Annotated in this window: 12 protein-coding genes; 2 read left to right on the top strand and 10 right to left on the bottom strand. The window is 75.0% G+C overall.

The window, feature by feature from the left end:
- Positions 1-4: 4 nt before the first annotated feature.
- Positions 5-1,315: a glycosyltransferase family 87 protein gene (locus AB0F77_RS26985; protein ID WP_361953859.1), complete on the bottom strand. Its 1,311-nt coding sequence runs from the start codon at positions 1,313-1,315 to the stop codon at positions 5-7.
- Positions 1,316-1,406: 91 nt separating this feature from the next.
- Between AB0F77_RS26985 and AB0F77_RS26980 the strand changes: the two genes are divergently transcribed.
- A complete protein-coding gene (locus AB0F77_RS26980) occupies positions 1,407-3,104 on the top strand; it encodes a glycosyltransferase family 39 protein (protein ID WP_361953857.1) in 1,698 nt (565 codons plus the stop codon).
- Here the strand turns inward: AB0F77_RS26980 and AB0F77_RS26975 are convergent.
- Entirely contained in the window at positions 3,052-3,537 is a 486-nt protein-coding gene (locus AB0F77_RS26975; RefSeq protein ID WP_361953854.1) for a MarR family transcriptional regulator, read from the bottom strand. The genes AB0F77_RS26980 and AB0F77_RS26975 overlap by 53 nt on opposite strands.
- 133 nt (positions 3,538-3,670) lie before the next feature.
- On the opposite strand from AB0F77_RS26975, the gene AB0F77_RS26970 reads away from it, so the two are divergent.
- Positions 3,671-4,084 carry an organic hydroperoxide resistance protein gene (locus AB0F77_RS26970; protein WP_361953851.1) on the top strand — a complete coding sequence of 138 codons (414 nt, stop codon included), beginning with the start codon at positions 3,671-3,673 and terminating at the stop codon, positions 4,082-4,084.
- 100 nt (positions 4,085-4,184) lie between these two features.
- On the opposite strand, the gene AB0F77_RS26965 is transcribed toward AB0F77_RS26970, so the two are convergent.
- From AB0F77_RS26965 to AB0F77_RS26930, 8 genes are all read right to left on the bottom strand, one after another.
- Positions 4,185-5,459 (bottom strand): hypothetical protein, encoded by a 1,275-nt coding sequence (locus AB0F77_RS26965; protein WP_361953848.1) that lies wholly within the window; start codon positions 5,457-5,459, stop codon positions 4,185-4,187.
- Entirely contained in the window at positions 5,456-7,693 is a 2,238-nt protein-coding gene (locus tag AB0F77_RS26960) for a CDP-glycerol glycerophosphotransferase family protein (protein ID WP_361953845.1), read from the bottom strand. Before AB0F77_RS26960 ends, AB0F77_RS26965 begins: the two co-directional genes overlap by 4 nt.
- A 6-nt stretch (positions 7,694-7,699) precedes the next feature.
- The gene (locus tag AB0F77_RS26955; RefSeq protein ID WP_361953842.1) at positions 7,700-9,898 is read right to left on the bottom strand and encodes a CDP-glycerol glycerophosphotransferase family protein; all 2,199 of its coding nucleotides are present in this window, start codon (positions 9,896-9,898) and stop codon (positions 7,700-7,702) included.
- Between the two features lie 125 nt (positions 9,899-10,023).
- Positions 10,024-12,282, bottom strand: a complete 2,259-nt coding sequence (locus tag AB0F77_RS26950; protein ID WP_361953840.1) for a bifunctional glycosyltransferase family 2 protein/CDP-glycerol:glycerophosphate glycerophosphotransferase — start codon at positions 12,280-12,282, stop codon at positions 10,024-10,026.
- Between the two features lie 152 nt (positions 12,283-12,434).
- A complete protein-coding gene (locus tag AB0F77_RS26945) occupies positions 12,435-13,343 on the bottom strand; it encodes a carbohydrate ABC transporter permease (RefSeq protein WP_361953837.1) in 909 nt (302 codons plus the stop codon).
- Entirely contained in the window at positions 13,340-14,620 is a 1,281-nt protein-coding gene (locus AB0F77_RS26940) for a sugar ABC transporter permease (protein WP_361953952.1), read from the bottom strand. The genes AB0F77_RS26945 and AB0F77_RS26940 overlap by 4 nt, the downstream gene beginning before the upstream one ends.
- A gap of 105 nt (positions 14,621-14,725) precedes the next feature.
- A complete protein-coding gene (locus AB0F77_RS26935; RefSeq protein ID WP_361953834.1) occupies positions 14,726-16,117 on the bottom strand; it encodes an ABC transporter substrate-binding protein in 1,392 nt (463 codons plus the stop codon).
- 241 nt (positions 16,118-16,358) lie between these two features.
- Positions 16,359-20,138, bottom strand: coding sequence for an FHA domain-containing protein (locus tag AB0F77_RS26930; protein ID WP_361953949.1), 3,780 nt, complete (start codon positions 20,136-20,138; stop codon positions 16,359-16,361).
- Positions 20,139-20,297: the final 159 nt, after the last annotated feature.

The raw sequence follows: 20,297 nt of genomic DNA, 5'->3' as shown, positions 1-20,297 counted from the left end.
CCCCTCAGGAGGCGCTGAGCGCCGGGTCGGGCCGGGAGCCGACGGCGGACCGGGGCTCGGCCACCGCGGCGGCGGGCACGGGCCGTGCGGAGCGCCACAGGCGGACGAGGGAGAGCGCGGCGGCGGTCAGGAGCAGGCCGTTGCGCAGCAGCATCAGCAGGGAGCCGGTCCAGGTGCCGTGCATGACCTCGGCGTACAGGGTCGGGTAGACGGCCGCGCTGACCGCCGTGGCCGCCAGCACCAGCGCGGCGACCGGGCGCTGGACGGTGTGCCGGGAGGTGAGGCACACGGCGGCCAGGCCGAGCAGCCACACCATGTACTGCGGGCTGATCACCCGGCTGGTGACGGTGAACAGCAGCACGCCGCACAGCGCGGCGTCGAAGGGCGTCGCCTCGCTCCAGCGCCGGGCCCGCACCCGCCACAGCAGCAGGAGCGCGAAGGCGACCGCCGTCAGCGCGAGGGAGACGTCCGCGACCGTGGAGACGTACGGGCCGGTGAACTCCATCGCGCCGTAGCGGTAGCGCACCGTCCCCGGCCAGCCGGCGTGCCGCGCCAGACCGAGGGCCGTACCGCCCAGGGACTCGATCTGCACGCCCCGGTTCCCCTGCTGCCGCAGGAACGCCAGAGGATTGTTGAACGATACGGCGAGGATCACGAACGACAGGGCTCCCGCCGCCGTCGCCCACGTCCACGCCGACCGTGTCTCCCGCCCCCGCGGCGTCCCCAGCAGCGCCAGCGCCGGCCACACCTTCACCATCGCCCCCAGCGCCGCGAACGCACCGCCCACGCGTGGGGAGCGCGACAGCGTCAGCAGGGAGACGACGGCGAGGGCGGTGACCGTCACGTCGTAGCGTGCGAGCGGCACGTGCAGCAGCAGCGGCAGGCCCGCCGTCCACAGCGCCGCCCCCAGGAGGCTGCGCCCCGGCCGGGTGCCCGCGCGCGTGAGGACGCACAGGATCAGCGCGTCGGCGGCGAGCGTGAGGGCGACGAACGCCTGGAAGTACGTCAGGCCCGGCAGCAGCCCCGGCGCCAGCAGCACCGCGCCCGCGCCCGGCGGGTACTGCCAGAGCGTGTCGTGCGCCGGGAAGGCGCCGTGGGACAGGACGCCGTACCAGTGGAAGTACAGCCGCCACACCTCGCGCGCGACCGCGCCCCCGCCCAGGCGCGGCGCGCTGTCGTGGGCCAGCAGCCACAGCATCAGGGCCCGGCCGGCCGCCCAGGCGACGGCCAGGGGCACGACGGTCACGACGGACCGGCGTGCGGTTGTCGGGGAGGGGGCGGACAGGGGCGCGGGGGAGGGCCGGCTGCGCTTCATCACAACGGAGCGTAAGCCGCCCGGATGGTGTGTTCGCGTTGATACGCCGTCAATACCCCATAAAGGTTGGCTAATCGCAAAAGATCGGGCCGTGGTGAACATCGGGCCCCTGCTCAGCCGGCCGTCGCGGCACGTCCGCCGGACCGCGGCCACCGCCGTCCCGGCGGCCGTGATGCTCCTGCTCGGGCTGTGGGGTGTCGACCGGGGCGGCATGTGGCGCGACGAGGCCGTCACCTTCCAGGTCGCGCGGCGCACGGTGCCGCAGATCTGGCGGCTGCTGCACGAGGTGGACGCCGTGCACGGCCTGTACTACCTGGTCATGCACGCCGTCCTCGCGGTCGGCCCCGGCGAGGTCGTGCTCCGGCTGCCCTCGGTGTGCGCGGCGGCCCTGACGGCGGGTCTGGTCGGCGCGCTCGGCACCCGGCTGGCGCGGCCCCGGGTGGGGCTGTGGGCCGGGCTGCTGTACGCGCTCACGCCGATGGCCGGCCACTACGCGCAGGAGGGCCGCTCCTACGCCCTGGTCGCGGCCGGGGCGGCGGGCGCGACGCTGCTGCTCGTCCGGGCCGTGGCGGAGGGCGGCGGACGGTCCTGGTGGGCCTACGGCGCCGTGCTCGGCCTCACCTGCCTGCTGCACGAACTGGCGGTCCTGCTGCTGCTCGCGCACGCGGTCACGCTCGCCCTCACGCGCGTGCCCGCGCGGGTGTGGCGGGGGTGGGCGGGGGCGGCCGGCGCGGTCGGCCTGGCGCTGCTGCCGATGGTGGCCGTCTCGCACGGGCAGTCGGCGCAGCTGGCCTGGGTGCGGTCGCCGGACTGGGGCAGCGCGGGGAACCTGCTGCGCGCGTTCGTGGGCCCGGCGCCCGGCGTCTACTGGCCCTGCCTGGCGCTGGCCGTGGCCGGCCTGACCGGGTTGATCGGGTCGGGCGGCTCGGCCGAGCCGGGCGGACCGGGTGGCCTGGGCGGCCTGGGCGGACGGGGCGTACCGGGCGGCGGGCGCGGCAGGCCGACCTGTGCCGCCGTGGCCGCGCCGCTCGCGGTGCTCCCCCCGGCGATCCTGATGCTCGTCTCCCAGGAGGCCCCGCTCTACGTCGACCGCTATGTGCTGTACGCCCTGGCGGGGGCCCCGCTCCTGGTGGCGGCCGGGGCGGACCGGGTGCTCACGGCACTGGCGCACCGTCGCCCGTCGCCGGAGCAACCACGCCCCGCCGGACGAGCCCGACGTGCCGAACACGTCGGACGAGCCGCACGACCCATGGCCCCCGGAGCCCTCGTCCTGGGCACCGTCCTAGCCGTCGGGGCCGTCTTCGTGCAGCAACTGCCCCTGCTGCGTGCCGACCGTTCCGTGGGGCACCGGCCGGACAACCTCGCCGCCGTGTCCTCCGTCGCCGCGCGGGAGCTGCGGCCGGGGGACCCCGTGCTGTTCCTGCCGTCCCACGCGCGGGCGACGGCGCTGGCGTACCCGGGGGCGTTCCACGGGACGCGGGACGTGGCGCTGGCGGCGCGGGCCCCGGCGTCCGGGACGCTGTACGGCACGGAGGTGGACCCGGAGGTGCTGCGGCGCAGGCTCGCCGGGTTGGACCGGGTGTGGGTGGTCGCGGAGCGGCACGCGGTGCTGCCGCCGGGGCCGCGCGACCCGGGGGAGCGGCTGAAGCTGGACGTCGTGAACGAGGAGTTCGCGCTGAGCGAGCAGTCGGCGCGCGACCGGGTGCTCGTACGGCTCTACGTCCGCCGCGCGCTCGTCACGGACGATCCGCTGCTTCCCGCAGGGCCGCCTCGTCCAGCGCCGTCGTGAGCACGTCGAGGCGCTCGCGCAGCTCGTTGATCTCGTCCAGGTCGAAGCCCGTGGCCGCGGCGATGCGGCGCGGCACCCGGAGCGCCCGCTCGCGCATCGCCGCGCCCTCCGCGGTCAGCCGCACCTCCACGGACCGCTCGTCGCGCGTGCTGCGCTCCCGCCGGACGAGCCCGGCCGTCTCCAGCCGCTTGACCAGCGGGGAGAGCGTGCCCGAGTCGAGGCGCAGATGCTCGCCGAGCTTCTTGACCGGCAGGTCTCCGTGCTCCCACAGCACCAGCATCACCAGGTACTGCGGGTACGTGAGCCCGAGGTCCTTGAGGATCACCCGGTACACGCCGTTGAAGGCGCGGGACGCGGCGTGCAGGGAGAAGCAGATCTGGCGGTCGAGGCGGAGCCAGTCCGTCTCCGCGGCGGGGGTCGTCGTGGCGGTCATGGCTCCAGGGTAGCTCTTGCCCATCATTGAGTTGTGCGCAATTCAGTTGTGTGCTCTACTTGTGGCCGTGAGGGCGGCCGGACGGGGAACCGCCGGAACGCCGAACGTTTGATTCCGAGAGGGATGGTCTTCCATGGACGCGCTCTACACCGCTGTCGCCACCGCCACCCACGGCCGTGACGGCCGCGCCGTCACCTCCGACGGCAAGGTCGACGTCAAGCTGGCCCTGCCGGTGGAGATGGGCGGCAACGGCGAGGGCACCAACCCCGAGCAGCTGTTCGCCGCCGGTTACGCCGCCTGTTTCGGCGGCGCCCTCGGTCTGATCGGCCGTCAGGCGAAGGTCGACGTCAGCGACGCCGCGGTGACCGCCGAGGTCGGCATCGGCCGGCAGGGCGAGGGCTTCGGCCTCAAGGTCACCCTGCGGGTGGAGCTGCCCGACGGCCTGGACGAGGAGACCGGCCGCAAGCTGGTCGAGCAGGCCCACCAGGTCTGCCCCTACTCCAACGCGACCCGCGGCAACATCGACGTGGACCTGGTCGTCGAGTAGGTCCACAGGACCGACCGCGTGGGACCGGCCGATCGAGCGGAGCGGCGCGATCGGCGGCGATGACGGGTGCCCCGGCCACGACGGCCGGGGCACCCGTGTCTCAGCCCACCGGGTGCGCCTGGCGCTCGCCGTGCCCCTGCGCGGGCAGCGGCACCCGCCGGTGGACGAGGGGATCGAGCAGCAGCGGCACGCCGATCACGGGCAGCACCCACGCCAGGACGATCAGCCGCTCACCCCAGATGTTGATGTCCGGGTGCCCCGCCTGCGTCAGGATCCCGGTGAACGCGGCCGCCACCAGGAACAGACCGAACGCCGGCCGCCGCAGCGCACCCCACGCCCCGGCCGCCAGCGCCGCGGCGAACAGCGGCGCCTGCATCTGTCTGCGCGCCCACTCCAGCCAGAAGTTGCCCTCCAGGTGCAGCAGTTCGGACCACGGACGGGCGCGGTCGGGCCGCGAGAAGTGGCCGGTCAGCAGGTCCTGAAGGCTCTCGGACTCGGACGGGTAGTGCAGCAGCCGCGCCAGCAGCACCGTCCCCAGCGCCCCGCAGCACCCCACGACCGTCACCGCGACGACGCCGCGCCCGGGAGCCCGCCCCCGCCGCCGGCGCCGTACCAGCACCGCCGTGCCCGCGGCGGCCAGGCACAGCCCGAGGAACAGCGCCTGCGAGTGCTTCACCGTGAACAGCGCGAGCAGCGCGGCACCGACCAGCACCGTGCCCGCGCGCGCCCGTCCGGTCAGGGCCAGGGCGCAGCCCCACACCGCCGCCAGCGTCAGGGCCAGCAGCAGCCCCTCGGTCATCGGGCGCATCGCGGTCGTGCCGCACGGCAGCACGTAGTACAGGGCCTGGCCGGTCAGCGCGAGCGGCACAGAGACGCCCACGGCGCGCAGCACCAGGAACACCAGGACCCCGCCCGCCGCCGCGACGACCACGCTCGCCAGCCACACGCCCCAGGTGACGCCCAGCACCGTGACGAACGGCAGCAGGAACACCGGATAACCCGGCCGCGCCTCGAAGATCCGCATGAACCGCTCGGGCATCAGCGGCACGGTGTGCCCGCCGGTCTGCCCGGCCGCGAGGCGCCGCTCCACCACGGTCCACTCGGCGTTCCGGCACCGCTCGGTCACCCGGCGGGTGGGGTCGGGGCCGTGGAAGTGCCGTACGTCGACGCCCTGGTTGCGGCGCGCGATCGACGCGTCGCCCGAGCACGCCCAGTCGATGGTGGCCGCCGCGGCCTCCCGCTTGCCCGCGCCGCCCAGACTCAGCGCGTACGACACGTAGTTCTTGGAGTCCGGGGTGTCCCGGCCGGTGACGGTGGCCAGTTGGAGCACCGCGAAGACGGCGGCGAGGAGCAGGACCCAGGTGCGCGGCCTCACGACGGGACCACCAGGTCCTGCCCGGTGGCCCGGCCGGCCGGTCCCGGCACCCGCGCGGTCCGCGCCCGCGGCATCGGTTCGCCCAGCAGCACGGTCCGTACGACCCGTTCGGCGGCCCGGCCGTCGTCGAACTCGCAGAACCGCTCCCTGAACCGCGCCCGCAGCCGGTCCGACTCCCCGTCCCGCCAGGCCCCGGAGGCGAACAGCTCCGCCAACTCCCCGTCGGAGTACGACACATGGCCGGGACCCTCGGACGTGACGTCCAGATAGGCGCCCCGGCTCGCCCGGAACGCGGCCCAGTCGTCGGCGTGCACGACGACCGGCCGGTCCAGGGCGGCGTAGTCGAACATGATCGACGAGTAGTCGGTGACCAGCGCGTCGGCGGCGAGCATCACGTCCTGCACGCGCGGCTCGTCGGTCGCGTCCACCAGCACGCCCCGCCGGTGGAGTTCGGCCAGGCCGAGGCCGCGCGCCGGACCCGCGGCGAGCGTGGGGTGCAGCCGTACGACGAGGGTGTGGCCCTCGCCCAGGGCGGCGGCGAACCGCTCCAGGTCCAGGCGCTCCACATGGCCGCCGCGCCGGTAGTCGCGGCGCGTCGGCGCGTACAGCACGACCGTGTGGTCCTCGGGGATGCCGTACCGGAAACGGAACGCGGCGCCCGAGGACGACGCGGGCTCCCCGGCCGCGTCCACGAGCACGTCGTTGCGCGGACTGCCCGTGCGCAGCGAGGCGAAGTGGCACGGGTAGGCCCGCTCCCACACCAGCTCGGAGTGGCGGTTGGCGACCAGGCTGTAGTCCCAGCGGTCGGCCCGGCGCAGCATCTGCGGCACGTCGAAACCGTGCCGGGCGCCGGGCCGGTCCAGCAGGTCGGCGCCCCGGTACGCGAGCGGGGTGCCCTGATGGGTCTGGACGTGCACGCTGCCGGGGCGCTTGACCAGCGAGCCGGGCCAGTTGACGTCGTTGACGAAGAACGTCGCCCGCGCGGTCACCTCCCGGTAGCGGGGGGTGCCGGGCAGCACGTGATCGACACCGTCCGGCAGCAGCGCCGCCTCCTCGGCGTCCCGCACGACCCACACGCCCCTGATGTGCGGGGCGAGTTCACGCGCCGCGCGGTGGATCGCCGCCGGGTCGCCGAGCAAACCGCGGTGCGAGGACGCCGAATAGACGGCGAGGTGCGGATCGAGCGGCTGGCGCGTGTGCAGCCAGGACCAGCCGTCCTTCACCCTGCCGGCCGCCGCCCCGCGGGCCCGCAGGGCCCGCCGCCCCGCCTCCCGGCCCGCCCGCGCGGCCTGCCGCCGCAGCCGGTACGCCGTGTACGAGCCGTCCAGCGCCGCCACCTCGCCGTCGACGAGGGCGCCCTCGGGCCGGTACCTGCGGAACATCTCCGCCGTGCGTGCGAAGAACTCGGCCTTGTCGGCGGGCGGCAGCCGGTCCGGCTTGGCGAGAATGTCCAGACAGTGCTCGCCCATCTTGCGGTGCAGATACGGCCGCCAGGTCCACAGCTCGGGGTGCCGGTCGACGAACGCGAAGACCCGCTCGTACTGCGCGTGGATGTCGAAGTGCCTGCGACTCGTCGTGGACAGGATGTTGCCCTGGCGGCGCTGGCGGTAGTTCAGGCAGATCCGGTCGAGGGCGGCGATGCGCCGGGCGCTCAGCAGCACCGGGAACGTCCAGGGCGTGTCCTCGTAGTAGCCCGGCGGGAAGCGGAAGCCGTTCAGCGCCACGAACCCACGGCTGTAGACCTTGTTCCACACCACCATCAACAGGTCCAGGATCCGCGGGTGTTCGGCCGCGGTGAAGGTGCCCTCGCCGGCCTCGGCCAGCACGTCCGCGAGGACGTTGCGGCGCATGCCGCCCCACCAGTAGGTGCGGGCGTAGTCGAAGACCAGCACGTCCGGGTCGCCCGACTCCTCCAGCCGGGCGGCGATCGCGCGCAGCGCGCCCGGGGTGAGGGTGTCGTCGCTGTCGAGGAAGAACAGGTAGTCGCCGGTGGCGTACGGCAGCGCGGCGTTGCGGGCGCCGCCCAGGCCGACGTTCTCCGGCAGGTGCAGCACCCGCACCCGGGGGTCGCGGGCGGCGTACTCGTCGAGGATCGCGCCGCAGCCGTCGGGCGAGCGGTCGTCCACGGCGATCACCTCGACGTCCGCGCAGGACTGCTCCAGGACGGAGTCGAGGCACTCGCGCAGATAACCCTGCACCTTGTAGCAGGGGACGATGACGCTGAAGCGGGGCACGGCGGGTCAGCTCCTCACGAGGGTCGCGGCGGGGGCGGGGACGCGCTCCGCGAGCGGGATCACGGGCGGCAGCGCCTCCGGCGGCTCGCCGAGCAGCACCCGCCGTACGACCCGCTCGGCGGCCCGGCCGTCGTCGAACTCGCAGAACCGCTCCCGGAACGCCGCCCGCAGGGCCGCCGAGGCCGGGCCCGCGTACGAGCCGTCGCGGAACACCCGCGCCAGCTCCTCGGGGGTGCGCGTCACCGGGCCCGGTGACGCGGCCATGAGGTCGAAGCAGACGCCCCGGGTCTCCCGGTAGACGTCCCAGTCGTCGGCGTACACGACGATCGGCCGGTCCAGGACGGCGTAGTCGAACATGATCGACGAGTAGTCGGTGACCAGCGCGTCCGCGGCCAGGCACACGTCCTCGGAGGAGCGGTGCCCGGTGACGTCGATGACCCGCCCGCTGCCCGCCGCGCGCCCGCGGTCGTAGAAGTAGTGGGCGCGCAGCAGCACGACGACGTCCTCGCCGGCCGCCTCGCAGAACGCCTCCAGGTCGAGGCCGCCGTCGAAGCCGGTGTGGTGGTCGCGGTGGGTGGGCGCGTACAGCACGGCCGTGCGGCCCTCGGGGACGCCCAGTTCGCGGCGGACGCGGACCACGTCGTCGGCGCTCGCCGTGCAGTAGACGTCGTTGCGCGGATAGCCGTACTCCAGCGTCTCGTGGCGGCCGGGGAAGGCGCGCTCCCAGACCTGGGTGGAGTGGCGGTTCGCGGAGAGGTTGTAGTCCCAGCGGTCGACCCGGCCCAGCAGCTTGGCGAAGCTCCCGGTCCGCGCGGCCACCACCGGGTACGTCGACTGGTCCACGCCCATCGTCTTCAGCGGGGTGCCGTGCTGGGTCTGGAGGTGCACGCTGCCGGGCCGTTTGACCACGCCCTCGGCGAAGTTGGCGTTGTTGACCAGGTAAGTGGCGCGGGCCAGCAGCTCCCAGGAGCGGCGGCTGCCGAGCACCGCGTGCTCGACGCCCTCCGGCATCGTGTGCGCCTGGTCGGCCTCGACGAGGAACACCGAGCGGATGTGCGGGGCGAGTTCGCGCGCCTTGGCGTGGATCGCGGCCGGGTTGCAGGCGTAACCCCGGCCCCAGTAGGCGCAGTACACCGCCAGCCGCGGGTCGAGCGGGCGGCGCAGCGCCCGCCGGTAGTGCAGACGGGTGCGCAACTGCCGGGTGCGCGGCAGGAGTTCCGCCACCCGTGCCGCCCCCCGGTTGGCGCCCCGCAGCGCCCGGAACGCGGTGTACGCGCCCGCCGCCAGCAGCCGGTGCTGCACGCCCAGGCTGCCGCCCGGCGGCCGGAACCCGGCCGGGCGGTGGCGCCGGTGCAGCCGGCCGGCCCGCCGGAAGAAGTCCCGGTGCCCGGAGGGCAGCCGCTCGGGCCGCGAGGCGGTCTTCAGCACGACGGCGAAGAGCTGCTCGAACAGCGCCCGCGACCGCTCGGCGGACGGCCGCGTCCGGGCCGCCCGGACCAGCACCCGCTCCACCTGGTCGAGCAGGTCGTGCTGGTGCCCGCCCGGCAGGTTCAGCCGGCTGCCCTGCCGGCGCAGCCGGTGGCGCACCAGCACCGAGCGCAGCACCGCGATCCGCGTGGCGGCCAGCGAGACCAGTCCGCCCCAGCCGACGTCCGTGAAGTGCCCCTCGGGGAAGGCGAGTTCCTGCTCGGCGACGAACGCGGCGCGGTACGCGGCACCGAACGCCGGGAGCCGTACGCCGGTGAGCCGGGGTGCCCGGTCGGGGGAGAACGCGTCCTTCGGGGCGCCCGCCAGCAGCGGGGCGGCCGGGTTGGTGGGCTCGCCCTCCCACCAGGGCAGCCGCTCGTGCTCGGCGTACAGCACGTCCACGTCGCCGGTCCGCGCCAGCCGCGCGTCCAGTTCGGCCAGCGCCCCCGGCAGCAGCAGGTCGTCGCCGTCCAGGAACAGCAGGTAGTCGCCGGTGGCCGTCCGCATCCCGGCGTTGCGCGCCCCGCTCAGACCGGCGGACGGCGGCGAGTCGACCGGGACCACCCGGCCGTCCCGCTCGGCGTGGCCGGCGGCGACCAGGGCCGCCGGGGAGTCGGCCGCGTCGCAGACGGGGATCAGCTCCAGATCGCCGAAGGACTGCGCGAGGACCGAGTCCAGCGCCTGGGAGAGCCGGCCCGCGACTCCATGGGACGGGACGATGATGCTGAAGCGGGGCATGCTGCTCTTTCTCGCGTGGTACGGGTGCGACCGGGCCTGCCCGTGGGCCGCCGTGGGGACGGCCGGGTCGGCGTGGGCCGCGAACTGCTGCCGGGCATGGGAACTCCCGTCGGGTGCAACGGCGTTCAGCGGCTCCGGGTGACGGGTGGCGGACCACAGGGGTGCGCGACCGTCGTCAGCGGGGGGCGGCCGAGCGCCGCGACGGCGGACGGCACCGGATGCCGCTCGGCGAGCGGGGTGACCGAGACCGGCCCCTGCGGCTCGCCCAGCACGACGTGCCGTACGACCCGCTCGGCGGCGCGTCCGTCGTCGTACGGGCAGAACCGCTCCCGGAACGCCGCCCGCAGTTCGGCCGAGCGGGAGCCGCACCAGTGACCCGTCGCGAAGATGTCGATCAGCTCGTCCTCGCTGCGCGCGACGGCGCCCGGCGGGCAGGCGCGCACGTCGAAGTAGGTGCCCCGGGTCTCCCGGTAGACGTCCCAGTCGTCGGCGTGCACGACGATCGGCCGGTCCAGGACGGCGTAGTCGAACATGATCGACGAGTAGTCGGTGACCAGCGCGTCCGAGGCCAGGCACAGGGACTCGACGCTCGGGTGGTCGCTGACGTCGATCACCCGGGTGCCCCGCGCGAGCGGGCCGCCGTGCCAGGGGTGGGCGCGGGCCAGCACCACGTGGCGCGGGCCGAGGCGGCGCAGCACGCGCTCCAGGTCCAGGGCCGGCCGCTGGGTGCGGCGGTGGTCGCGGTGGGTGGGGGCGTAGAGGATCGCCACCGAGCCCTCGGGGACGCCGAGCCGTTCGCGCAGCCGGGTCACGTCCGCCGACGTCGCCCGCTGGAACACGTCGTTGCGCGGGTAGCCGTACTCCAGCGTCGTGTAGCGGCCGGGGTAGACGCGCTCCCAGGTCAGCGTGGTGTGGCGGTTGGCCGACAGGACGTAGTCCCACTTGTCGACGCCGCGCAGCAGTTCGGCGAAGTCCATGCCGCGGGCCGCCGCCGGGCGCTCCTGGAGGTCCAGGCCCATGTGCTTGAGGGGGGTGCCGTGCTGGGTCTGGACGAAGACCTGGCCGGGGCGCTTGCGCAGCCGGCGGTCGAAGTTGACGTTGTTGACGAGGTACTTGGAGCGGGCCAGCGCCGTCCAGTGGGCGGCCGTGCCGGGGCGCAGCCGGCGCGGGCCGGGCGGGATCGCCCCCTGGTGCTCGGGGGCGGCGATCCACGCGGTGCGGACGTGCGGCGCGAGCGTGCGGAACGCCTCCTCCAGCGCGCCCGGGTTGCAGCCGTGCCCGCGGCCCCAGGACGCGGCGAAGACGGCCCGGTCGGCGCGCACCGGCAGGCACAACTGGACGCGGTAGTGCGCCTGGAGGGCGAACGCCCGGAGGGCGCGGGCCGACCGGGCAGCGGACCGCAGGACGCGCGCCCGCGTGGAGAGCGCCGCCCGCAGGAGGCGGTAGGTGCGGTGCATCCCGAAGCGGACCAGGGCGTGCCGCAGCCGGGAGCGCGGCGGGAGGGCGACGCCCGGCACGCGGTGGCGGCGGCACCGCTCGCGGGCCCGGCGCAGGAACTCGGCGCGGCTGTCGCGCGGCAGCCGGCCGGGCCGGGTGAACACCGTGCAGAAGTGGTCGACCATCCGCGTGTACAGCACCGGCCGCCACTCGGCGAGGTGCGGCCGGGCGTCGACGTACGCGAAGACCCGGTCGTACTGCTCGAAGACGTCGAAGTGCCCGCGGCCGGTGGTGTCGAGGATGCTGCCCCGGCGCTGCCGGTAGTGCACGCACACCCGGTCCAGGGTCGCGATGGTCTCCGCCGTCAGCAGGACCGGGTAGGTCCAGGGGGTGTCCTCGTAGTAGCCCGGCGGGAAGGTGAACCGCTCGCGCTCCAGGAACTCCCGGCGGTACGTCTTGTTCCAGGCCACCATCAGCACCCGCAGCAGCTCCGGGCGGTCGGCCAGCCGGAAGGGGGCCGGGCCCGCCTCGGTCAGCGGGCGCCGGACCTCGTTGCGGACCGCCTCGCCGGTCCACGGGACGCGCGCCCAGTCGTGGACCAGGACGTCCGGTTCGCCGGTCTCCTTGAGGCGGTCGGCGATCGCGCGCAGCGCCCCCGGGGTGAGCGTGTCGTCGCCGTCCAGGAAGACCACGTGGTCGCCGGTGGCCAGGGCGAGGCCCGCGTTGCGGGCGGGTCCGAGGCCCTGGTTCTCCGGCAGGTGCACGGCGCGCACCCGGGAGTCACGGGCCGCGTACTCGTCGGCGATCGCGCCGCAGGCGTCCGGTGAACCGTCGTCGACGGCGATCAGTTCGAGGTCGGGGTACGACTGCGAGAGCACCGAGTCCAGGCACGCGTGCAGATACGCCTGGACCCGGTACGCGGGGACAATGACACTGAACCTGGGCAAGGGACTTCCATGGGTCGGTCGGCGCGGGCGTCAGCCCGGCAACGGCCGGCGGAGTCACTTGGTTACGGTCCGTGCGGCATCCGGGGGACACCGGGCGAACGCCGGGAGGCGGGCCGGTGCCGGCCTGCCTCCCGAACCCGCTCGTCCTCCCGCTACTTGACCGCGCCCGCCATGACGCCGGTGACGAACTGCCGCTGGAACGCGAAGAACACGGCCAGCGGGATCACCATGGAGATGAACGCGCCGGGTGCCAGCACGTCGATGTTGTTGCCGAACTGGCGCACCTGCGTCTGGAGCGCCACCGTGATCGGCTGGGTGCCCGACTTGGTGAACACCAGCGCCACCAGCATGTCGTTCCACACCCACAGGAACTGGAAGATGCCCAGGCTCGCGATCGCGGGCCCGCCCAGCGGCATCACCACCCGCGCGAACAGCCGGAGTTCGCCCGCGCCGTCGAGCCGGGCCGCCTCCAGCAGTTCGCGCGGGATCTCCGCGAAGAAGTTCCGCAGCAGGAACACCGCGAACGGCAGGCCGAAGCCCACGTGGAACAGGATCACCCCGAGGATCGTCCCGAACAGGCCGATCTTCCCGAAGAGTTCGGCGATCGGGATGAGCGCCACCTGAACCGGGACCACCAGCAGGCTCACCACCGCCAGGAACCACCAGTCGCGGCCCGGGAACTCCATCCACGCGAACGCGTAGCCCGCCAGCGAGCCGATGACGACCACCAGGACCGTCGCCGGCACGGTGATCAGCACCGTGTTCACCAGGGAGTTGGTGATGTCGCCGTTCTCCAGCAGTTTCTGGTAGCTGTCGAAGGTGAGCTGGGACGGCTGGGAGAACACCTTCCACCAGCCGCTCGCGCTCATGTCCTCCGGCGCCCGCAGCGACGAGACGAGCAGCCCGATCGTCGGCACCAGCCAGAACAGCGCGACCACGGTCAGGAACGCCCGCACCAGCCCGCCGCCGAGCCGCTCCGTGATGCGCGCGCCCAGCGACCGCCGGGCCGGCGCCGCCCCGGCGGACACCACCTTGCCGATGTCTCCGGCGTGCGTCGTCATCGCCGCTCCTCCCGCCTGAGCCTGCGGATGTTGAACCACATCACCGGGATGACCAGCAGGAGCAGCAGCACCGCGATCGCGCTCGCGATGCCCGGTTGGCCCTCGGAGAATCCCTTGCGGTACAGCTCCAGCGCGAGCACGTTCGCGTCGTCCTGCGAGGAGCCGGGCGCGATGATGAACACCAGGTCGAAGACCTTCAGCACATTGATCATCAGCGTGACGGTGACGACCGCGAGGACCGGCGCCAGCAGCGGCACCGTCACCTTGCGGAACACCTGCCACTCACTGGCCCCGTCGACCCGCGCCGCCTCCAGGAGTTCACGCGGCACCCCGGCGAGCCCGGCGGCGATCAGCACCATCGCGAAGCCCGCCCACATCCAGACGTACGCCCCGATGACGGCCGGGGTCACCAGCGAGGGCCCGAGCCAGTCGACGCCGTTGTACGGCTCCTCGAAGTTGTCCGCCGGGAGCCGCAGCAGCGCCCCGTCGGCCGACGCGGGCAGCGAGAAGGTGCCGTCGGCCGCCGCCTTCGTGGAGGCGACCACCCTGCCGTCCTTCACCGCCTCGATCCGCATGCCGGAGTAGCCGAGCTCGGTCGGATCGGGGGCGCCCAGTGTGCCGACGCCCTTGCCGCGGGTGAAGTCCTGCCAGGTCGTCCCGGTGACCCGGCCGGGCTCGGCCTTCGCCGCCGCGGCCGGCTTCGCGCCGTCGGGCAGCTGCTCCGGGGCGACGCCGACCAGCGGCAGCACGACCGGCTGCCCGGCGCGCACGGCCGTCGCGGTGACGAACCCGCCCGCCTCCGGCTTCAGCGGCGACTCACGGCCCGGGTGCGCCCTCGGGAACGCGGACGACTGCGCGAACGTGTCGTGCACGCCCACCCACACCGCGTTCGCCACGCCCTTGTCCGGGTCCTGGTCGTAGACCAGCCGGAAGATGATCCCGGCCGCCAGCATCGAGATCGCCATCGGCATGAAGACGACCAGCTTGAACGCCGTTCCCCAGCGCACCCGTTCGGTCAGCACCGCGAAGACCAGACCGAGGGCCGTGGAGACCGTGGGCGCGAACACCACCCAGATGATGTTGTTCTTCAGGGCCGTGCGGATGCCGTCGTCGGTGAACAGCGCCTTGTAGTTGTCGACTCCGGCGAAGCCGTCGCCCGAGGCGTTGTAGAAGCTGCGGACGACCGAGTACCCGATCGGGTAGACCACGAGCGCGCCGAGCAGCACCAGGGCGGGCAGCAGGAACAACGCCGCCACGGTCCTGCGGGTGCCGGTCACGCTCTTGCGTCTGCGGGGCGGGGCGGGCGCCGGCGTGGCGCCCGCCGCCGCGGCCGACGTCACCGCCGGACCGCCCCTCGTGCGTGTGGCGCGGTCATCCGCGGCTCAGCTCCCGCCGCCGTACGCCGCCGCCGCGTCCTTCTCCAGCTTCGCCTGGGCGCCCGCGACGTCGGACGGGTTCTTCAGGAAGTCCTGGAGGTCCTTCCACTCGCCCTTGCCGGGCGTGCCGCCGAACGCCTGCGGGGCCTGGTCCGACATGTCGAAGCGGAAGTCGTCGCCCGACGCGATCAGCGCCTTGGCGATCTTCTGCTGCACCGGGTTCGGATACGCCGAGTCCGGGACGTTCTTGTTCGGCGAGAGGTAACCGCCGAGCTTCGCCTGGATCGTCGCCGCGTCCGGCGAGGCCAGGAAGGTGGCCAGCGCCTGCGACGCCTTGGAGTCCTTGAAGATCACCGCCGCGTCGCCGCCGGAGACCACGGGCGCGGTCGAGCCCACCGAGGGGAACGGGAACACCTTGGCGTCCGTGCCCACCTTCGCCTTGGTCTCACCGATGTTGACCTGTGCGAAGTCGCCCTCGAAGACCATCGCCGCCTTCGGCTGGTCGCCACCGGTGAACGTCTGCGTGACGGACGCCGGGAACTCGGTCTGCAGCGCGCCGTCCGCGCCGCCCGCGAGGTAGTCCTTCTTGCCCCAGACCTGCGCGAGCGTGGTCAGCGCCTCCTTCACGGAGGGGTCCGTCCACTTGATCTTGTGCTGGGCGAGCTGGTCGTACTTCTCCGGCCCCGCCTGCGACAGATAGACGTTCTCGAACCAGTCGGTGAGCGTCCAGCCGTCGGCGCCGCCCACCGAGAACGGGGTGACACCCGAGTCGTACACCGCCTGCGCCGCCGTCAGCAGGTCCTGCCAGGTCTTCGGCTCCTGGGCGCCCGCGTTCTCGAACGCCTGCGCGTTGTACCAGATCAGCGACTTGTTGGCGGCCTTGTAGTACACGCCGTACTGCTTGCCGTCGACCTTGCCGATGTCCTGCCAGCCCTGCGAGTAGTTCTTCGCAAGCTCCGCCTGCGCCTCGGCGCCGAGCGGCTTGACCCAGTTCTTGTCCACGGCCTGCTTGATGGCACCGGGCTGCGGCAGCATCGCGACGTCCGGCGGCTGACCACCGGCGATCTTCGAACCGAGGAAGTTGATGATCGGGTCCTGGGCGGGCACGAAGGTGACCTTGGCGCCGGTCCGCTTCTCGAACTCCGCCAGCACCTTCTTGAAGTTGGCCTGCTCGGCGCCCGTCCAGACCGCCGCGACCTCCAGGCTCTCGCCGTCGAGCTTGGGGAGGGTGACGGTGCCGCCCGGCGACTTCGAGGCCCCGCCGGAGCCCGTGCCCTCGTCCTTCTTGTCGTCGCTCCCGCCGCACGCGGTGAGCGCGAGGGCTCCCGCGAGGAGGGCGGCGAGGGCGGTGGCGGTCCTGTGCGACCGGGTGCTGGTGCTGCTGCTTCTGCTGCGCATGACTTGCCCCGTTCTCCGTTCTCCGTTGAACGTCCGAGCGCTGTCCGTGCGGTCCGGTGTACGCCCGGGTCCTTGGAGGCGGCAAGAGCGCCTGCTGTGTCAAGCAGCCGATCGTGACCGGCTCGTGATCAGGTCCCCCCACACGGGTGACGTGGGCGGGGCGCGGGGGCCAGGGAGCCGCGGCAGGGGCCGGAGTGGAGCGCGGTGGGCGGCTGACCCGGCGGGAACGGTCGGGCAGGTCCTACAGCAGGGACGGGACCTCCGCCGCGGACACCTCCCGCGCCGCCCGTTCCACCGCGCTCGCCAGCAGGGCCAGGTCCGTCGGCCCGTTGCCCAGCTCACGCACCGGCCTGCGGGCCGGCGGATCGCCCATGCGCTGCCACTCCAGCGCGACGACCGTCGGCCGCTGCGTCGCCGTGCGCGGGATACGGCCCGTCACCCGGCCGGCCTGGAACGCGGTCACGCGTCCGTCCCCCGACGTCAGCCGACCGCGCCCCGGCGCCGGTTCCTCCGGTCCGGGCGTCGGCGCGTCCAGCGTTATCCGCAGGGTCGCCCGCCGCGCGGGCTCGGTCTCCGCCGTACGGCCGCCGACACCGGCCGCCGCGACCAGGTGCACACCGAGCCGCTCGCCCTCCTTGGCCACCGCCTCCAGCGCCCGCATCACGGAACCCGCGGCCGGCCGGCCGGGCGAACCCAGCGCCGGGGAGACCAGCGCGTCCAGGTCGTCCACGACCACCACCAGCCGGGGCAGCGGGGGCGGCGCCGTCTCCGGCTGCCGGCGCGCGCCCGCCGACGGCCGCAGCCGCAGCGTCGAACTCGGCGGCGAGTCGAGGTCCCCGTTGCCCGCCGGGACCGGCCGCCCCGCCGTGCCGCGCTGCGCCACGATCCGGCCCGACACCTCGTGGTGCGTGTGCCACTCGGCGAAGCCCGTGCGCCCCAGCAGCTCGGAGCGCCGTTTCAGCTCCGCGCTCAGGGACTGCGCGAACTCCCGCATCCGGACCGGGTCGTTGGCGGTCAGATGGGTGGTCACATGCGGTATGTCCGTGCAGGCGCGCAGCCCTTCGTTGTGCGCGCCACCGGTGCCGACGCCGTCCCGGCCGTCGATCAGGACGACGCCCAGCCGGTCCGGACGCTCGGCCGCCGCCAGCGAGGCGACGACCGCCCGCAGCAGTTCCGTACGCCCGCTGCCGGGCGGGCCCTCGATCAGCAGGTGCGGTCCCTCGGCGACCAGATCGGCGCCGAGCGGGCCGCGCGGGCCCGCGCCGAGCACCGCCCAGGCGCGTCCGCCGGGCGACTCCCCGTCGTCGGCCGCGGCCGCCCAACGCGCCATCAGCGACGCAGGGGTGGCCCGTGCGAGTCCCAACTCGTCCAGCAGCCGTGCCGACTGGGGCAGCGGCGCGGTCACGCGCGGGTGCCGCTCGCCGCCCGCGCCGTCCGCGCGCAGCGGCGCGAGCGCCCGCGCGAAACGCTCGGCCCAGGCGGGCGAGACGGCGTCGACCGCGGCGACCGTGCCGGGCGCCACCGGTCCGGCCGGCGCGACGCGCACCAGATGCAGCGCGGTGGCGACGTCGCCACCGAGCAGCGCGACGGCGCCGCACACGCGGAACGTCGGGGCCGCGGCGCAGGCCGCCTCGTACGTCCGCGCCACCGACGTCACGGGGGAAGCGGGCTCGGTCTCGGCGAGGCACACGACGTGCACCCCGGCCCCGGGCCCCTCGACGGCGAGCCGGGCGACGGCGTCCCGCAGCGCGCCGCCACCGGGATCGCCGTCCACGACGACGACCGTGTACGACCCGGAGAAGCCCAGGGCCCCGACCGGGCCGTCCTGCGCCCAGGAGGGCCGGTGACCGCCGTCGGCCGGGGCGCCGGGTGCGGAGGCGGACGGCCGGGGGGACTCCGGGAGTCCCGGCCCGGCCGGGTCCGCGGTGGCCGGGCGCCGTCCCGCGGCGCCGGACCCGGCCGAGGACGCGCCGGACCGCGCGGAGAAGCCCGCCGAGCCGGTCGGAGTGCTTCCCGCCCACGTGGCGCCGGCCGGAGGGGTGCTGCCGGGGGCGGCGCCGTGCGGCGGGGTGCCGTGCGGCGCGGGCGCCTGCGCGGTGCCGTGCGGCGGGGTGGCCTGCGCGGCGTCGTAGGACTGGGCGCCGTGCGGTGGGGAGCCGTGCGGTGTGGCGGTGGTGCCGTAGGGCGGGGTGCCCTGTGGTGCGGCGCCCCGAGGTGCGGCTGTGGTGCCCCGGGCGGCGTCGTGCGGAGCGGTCGCGCCGGAGGCCGGTGTGGCGTGGTCCGGGTGGGAGGCGCCCTGCGGCTCCGCGCCCGGGGTCCGTCGGGTGGCCCGGCCCCGCGCCGCGTGGTCGTCCACGCGGCGGAGCAGTTCCTCCACGCGGGCCGCCGCCTGCTCGCGGTCGTAGGCCAGCAGCAGCCGGCAGTCCTGGCCGTGGGACGGGCGCACATGCGGCAGCCAGCCGAGCCAGGACCACTCGGCGGTGCGCTCCTCCGGCGAACGGGTGCGGTCCGCGCTGATCAGCACGATCTCCAGCGCGTCCGGGGAGTGCAGCGCGGCGAGCTGGGCCAGCACGGCGCGCGCCAGCCCCGACAGCCGCGCGCGCGGCCCGGCCAGGCCCAGCGCCCCGGCCTCGCGCAGATCGGCGGTGACCGGGACGGCGGGCAGCGCGCCGGAGCCGTCCGGTGCCGCCCGGTCGGCCGTGCCGAGCCGGACCGTGAGCGCCTCCGGGTGCCCGGGGCCGCGCTCCCACAGCCGGGGCCCCGGCCCGAGCGCGGTCAGCAGCAGCGCGGCGGGGTCGGGCCAGGTGTCGGGGGAGCGCCGGAGGTCCGCGAGGGGCACGCCGTCGTGCGCCTCCGCCGCGGGGACGGCGGACTCCCCGCGCCCACCGGCCAGCTTCCGGGCCCAGGCCCCGAGCCCGCCCCGCTTCCGCACGCCCTGGGGCGCGTCGGTGTCCCGCGGGGGGATGCCCTTACGAGGGGCGGAGGGGCCGTCCGCCGCGGTGCCGTCGGCGTACGGGTCCCCGGCGCCCGCTCCCGGCACGCCCGCGCCGCCCGCCGCCGGATCGAGGACACCGCCCCGGCCCAGCACGCCGGAGCGGCCCGCGTGGGTGTCCCTGATGTCGTCCGCGCCGCGCGGCCCCGGAACGCCGTCGACGCCGTCCCGGCTCTCGATCCGCGGCGCGCCGCCCTGCACCGGAACGATCGGCTCCACGCCGCCGTGGCCGTACCCCTGCGGCGCCTGGTTCCCCTCGCCGTACGCCGTGGGACCCGTCGGCGCCCGTCCGGCCTCCGCGCCGCCGTCCGCGCCGCTCGCCGGTCCGGTCCCCGGGTCCCGGTCCGTATCGGCGCCCGGGGCCACCCGTACGTACCCCTCGCCGTCCGGTGTCGTCGCCACGCGCGCGGCGGGACCCCCGGACGGCGTAAGCCTCAGGGCCGATTCCCCGATGCGCAGGAACGCGCCCTGGGCGAGGCGCACCGGGCGCTCGCCCACGCGCGTGCCGTCCAGCGTCGTGCCGTTCGTGGAGCCCAGGTCGGCCACCGAGACACGGCCGTCCGGGCCGACCGTCACCGCGCAGTGCAGCCGGGAGACGTCCGGGTCGTCGAGCGGCACGTCGGCGTCGGCGGAGCGGCCGATGGTGACCTGCCCGCCGTGCAGCAGATGGACCCCGCCCGCGTCCGGCCCCGCGACCACGTGCAGCTGCGTCGGGGCGTCGTCCAGCTCGGGGTGCGGCTCCGGCGCCGCGGGCGCCCCCAGGGACAGCACGGCGCCGTCGACCAGCGGGGGCTCACCGAGCGTGCAGCGCCCGCCGTCCAGCCGGTCCGCCCCGGCGTACAGCACGACCTGGGCGCCGCCGGCCTCCCGGCCCGCGCCCCCGTCCCCGGCGACCGCCGACGCCAGCCCCGAGGCCACCGCCGCGAGCGCCGTGCCGGCCGGTGCCGTGACCAGCACGTCCCGGCTCGCGGCACGGCCCCGCTGCGGGGGCGGGCCCAGGGGGTCTACGACGGTCAGCCGGATCTGCATCGCCGTCAGCGGTCCCTTCTGCACGGGCGCGGACTTCCCCCCACCCCACGAGCACGTCGGCCAGTACTGCACGCATCCTCGCACCTGTCACCGACAACCCGCCCCCGGCCCGGAGGCAAGTGATCTTGATTGGTCGGCTCTGCCCCCAAAAGTGCCCGG

The sequence above is a fragment of the Streptomyces sp. NPDC026672 genome (assembly GCF_040638185.1).
Lineage (GTDB): Bacteria > Actinomycetota > Actinomycetes > Streptomycetales > Streptomycetaceae > Streptomyces.
Note: the sequence above shows the minus strand (reverse complement) of the source record. Positions and strands in the feature narration are given on the sequence as shown.